The organism is Microcella sp. (assembly GCF_033763155.1).
GTDB lineage: Bacteria > Actinomycetota > Actinomycetes > Actinomycetales > Microbacteriaceae > Microcella.
This window is the reverse complement of record NZ_JANRKZ010000003.1, coordinates 1-3079: the sequence shown is the minus strand read 5'-3', so window position 1 is coordinate 3079 and position 3079 is coordinate 1. Positions and strand designations below refer to the sequence as shown.

Genomic DNA, 3079 nt, shown 5'->3' with positions numbered 1-3079 from the left:
CCCGTGACGAACTCACGGTCGAGATCCCAGAACGTGAGCCCGTGGCTCGAGATGTCAAGGTCGGGGTGCGTACGTTGCCGGTATTCGAGCGGGTCAACGTCGGCCATGAGGTGGCCGCGAACGCGGTAGGCGTTAATGAGGTCTTGCACGCGCGCGGTCTTGTTGATCTGGTCGGCCAGGTCAACATGAATGTCTTGCGCCCAGTGAATGGGGTCGTAAGGGATACGCAGGTCAGCGAAGATGTCTTCGTAGAAGCGGCGCTCGCCGATGAGCAGCTCGTGCACCTTCTTCAAGAACTCACCCGAGCCAGCACCTTGAATGACGCGGTGGTCGTAGGTGCTCGTGAGCGTGATGGTCTTGCCGATGCCGAGGTCAGCGAGAGTCGCTTGCGACATTCCCTGGAACTCGGCCGGGTATTCGAGTGCACCGGCACCGATGATGGCGCCCTGGCCCTTCATGAGGCGCGGCACGGAGTGCACCGTGCCAATGCCGCCCGGGTTCGTGAGCGAAATGGTGTTGCCCTGGAAGTCGGCGGCCGTGAGCTTGTTGTCCCGCGCGCGCTTGACGACGTCTTCGTAGGCCGTGATGAAGTCGCCGAAGCCCAGGGTCTCGCACTTCTTGATTCCGGGAACCATGAGCGACCGCGTGCCATCGGGCTTCGGCAGGTCGATGGCGATACCGAGGTTGATGTGCGCCGGGGTGACCACAACGGGCTTGCCGTCGACCTCATCGTAGAAGACGTTTTGGCTCGGGAACTCACGCAGTGCGCGCACCATGGCCCACGCGATGAGGTGCGTGAAGCTGACCTTGCCGCCGCGCGCGCGCTTGAGGTGGTTGTTGATGACGATGCGGTTATCGATCATCAACTTCGCGGGAATGGTGCGCACACTCGTGGCGGTCGGAACCGTGAGGCTCGCATCCATGTTCGTGGCCAGCGTCTTGGCCATGCCCTTGAGGGGCGTGACGATGTCATCGAGCTGGCCATCGCCGTCGGCGTCGACGTGCGTCGGGGGAGCGACGGAGGCAGGTGCCTGCGCGGGAATGGGCGTGGGCTGAGGCGCCATCGAGGTGGTGCGCGCGACGGGATGGCTGCCGGTGGTGGGCGCCGCAGCGACCGGTGCCGCTTCGGGCGCAGCTGGTGCGGCGGGGGCGGCAGGACCAGCCTCGGGCGCCGCGCCAGCCATCGTCGACTGGTGGTACTTCTCGAGAATGGGCCACCACGAGGGGTCGACCGCGTTCTTGTCGTTCTTGTACTGCTCGTACAGTTCGTCAACGAGCCACTCGTTGGCTCCGAATTCGCCCGCGGCGTTGCCGTCAGGGCCGACTCCGGTCACTTGGCTTGACACAGCCGACCGCCCACTTTCGCTTCACATCGATTGGGTTGGCACCGGCGGAGCCTTCGCTGGCACCGCCCGCACAAGCTTAACTGTTCCCGCGCGCGGGTTTCACCTGCGAACGGCACGACTAGCGTTATTTCGTGCGATTCTTCCGCGAGCGTCCGACTCATGACCTCACTTACAGTGACGTCTTCCTCATGCCGCAGCATTCGGCGGTCGGCAGTCGGCTCGGTGTCGACCTGAGTGCTGACGACCCCACCGGGCTCCGCATCCCGATCGTCGCCGCGAACATGACGTCGGTGACCGGGCCGCGGCTCGCCGCCGCGCTCGCTCGCCGGGGCGGTCTTGCCGTGCTGCCGCAAGACGGTTCGGCCGAGCAACTCGCTGCCGACATCGCGGCCGTGAAAAGCGCATCGACGCTGCTCGACCCTCTCGTGCTCGTGGGGCCGGGGCACACGATCGCCGCCGCGCGGGCTCTCGTGGCCGAGGTGCCGGGCGCTCTGTTGACGATTGTTGACGCTGACGGGGTGCCCGAGCGCAGCATCCCGGCGAGCGCCCTGCGCCACGCGCTGCCCGACTCGATCATCGGAGACCTCGTCGTGCCGAGCGTGCCGACGATTGACGATGACCTCACCGATGCCCGCGCAGCCTTTGACCTCATCGAGTCAGCGGGTGTCGACGCCGTGGCCGTGCGCCACGCGGGCCGCATCGTCGGGTCGTTGAGCGCGCGCAGCGCCGTGCGGGCCACGATTTATCCGCCCGCGGTGGATGCCCATGGCCGCCTCCGCGTCGCCGCAGCCGTCGGCGTCAGGGGTGACGCGGCCGCGCGGGCATCGGCGCTCGTTGCTGCCGGTGCCGACGTCATCGTCATCGACACCGCCCACGGACATCAGGACCACGCCATCGCCGCCGTGCGCGCGGTTGCCGCCGCGGGGCTCGGGGTGCCGATCGTCGCGGGCAACGTTGTGACGGCCGAGGGTGTGCGCGATCTCGTCGAGGCGGGCGCGCACGTGCTCAAGGTGGGGGTCGGCCCGGGAGCCATGTGCACGACGCGCATGATGACGGCCGTGGGGCGTCCGCAGTTTTCGGCCGTGCTCGACACCGCGGTGGCCGCACGCGAGCTCGGCGCCCACGTCTGGGCCGATGGGGGAGTGCGCTACCCCCGCGACGTCGCGCTCGCGCTCGCCGCGGGCGCCTCGGCCGTCATGGTCGGCTCGTGGTTTGCCGGCACGCTCGAAGCGCCCGGCGAACTCGAAAGCGATGAGCACGGGCGCTGGTTCAAGAGCAGCTGGGGCATGGCATCCACGAAGGCCGTCGAGCAGCGGTTTCAGCGGCTCGATGCCTTCGAGCGCGCGCGCAAACGCCTGTTTGCCGAAGGCATCTCGAGCTCGCGCATCTATCTCGACCCCGAGCGACCCTCGCTCGATGACCTGCTCGACATGATCACATCGGGGCTGCGGTCGTCGATGACGTATGCGGGGGCATCCACGTTGCCCGAATTCCACGAGCGTGCCGTCGTCGGCACGCAGTCGGCCGCGGGGTACGACGAGGGCAAGGCGCTACCGGTTTCGTGGTGACCTCGCAGGCGGTTGCTCCTGGCGGCACCGTATAGTGGGGCTGTTATGGAGCCTCCTAGTACGGGCCGATCGCCCGCCCCTGACGAACCCAGCCATAGACCCTCGCCGATGATCGGTGGCCACCGTGAGCGCTGAGTGGATCTCGCTGCTCGCCGGCCTGCTGCT

The 3079-nt window shown here is 67.5% G+C and carries 2 protein-coding genes; one reads left to right on the top strand and one right to left on the bottom strand.

What is annotated here, in order from left to right; all coding sequences use genetic code 11:
* A partial coding sequence (locus tag SFU54_RS00170) for a 2-oxo acid dehydrogenase subunit E2 (protein ID WP_319014306.1) occupies positions 1-1346 on the bottom strand: 1346 nt, incomplete at its 3' end.
* 131 nt (positions 1347-1477) lie between these two features.
* Here SFU54_RS00170 and SFU54_RS00165 point away from each other — a divergent pair.
* Entirely contained in the window at positions 1478-2914 is a 1437-nt protein-coding gene (locus tag SFU54_RS00165) for a GuaB1 family IMP dehydrogenase-related protein (RefSeq protein WP_319014305.1), read from the top strand.
* Positions 2915-3079 lie beyond the last annotated feature (165 nt).